The organism is Paenibacillus xylanexedens (assembly GCF_007676705.1).
Taxonomy (GTDB): domain Bacteria; phylum Bacillota; class Bacilli; order Paenibacillales; family Paenibacillaceae; genus Paenibacillus; species Paenibacillus xylanexedens_C.
The window spans coordinates 1-266 of record NZ_VEBF01000355.1 but is presented as its reverse complement, the minus strand read 5'-3'; the positions used below and the strand labels follow the sequence as shown (position 1 = coordinate 266).

Annotated in this window: 1 pseudogene; it reads left to right on the top strand. The window is 52.6% G+C overall.

What is annotated here, in order from left to right:
- Positions 1 to 199 (top strand): annotated as a pseudogene (locus tag FS628_RS30645) (alanine dehydrogenase); the annotation flags it as partial.
- Positions 200 to 266 lie beyond the last annotated feature (67 nt).

Sequence of the window (266 nt, the reverse complement as noted above, 5' to 3'; positions counted from 1 at the left end):
AGGAATGACTGCGGGCGGGGGTGGTGATTTGATGAGAGCGGGTGAGGAAGTAATGATGGAAGAAGGGGCAGGGATCGGGAGTGGATTGAGGGATGATGAATATGAAGGTGGGGGTGGTGAGATTGGGAATGATGCCAAGTCGGTTTGGAGAGAGGGGGAAATGATGATTAAGGTGAAAGAAGGAGTTGGGAGTGAATAGGGATATTTTGGTGGGGGGGTGATGGTGTTGAGGTACGTGGAGGTGGGAGGGGAAGGAGAGCTTGGAA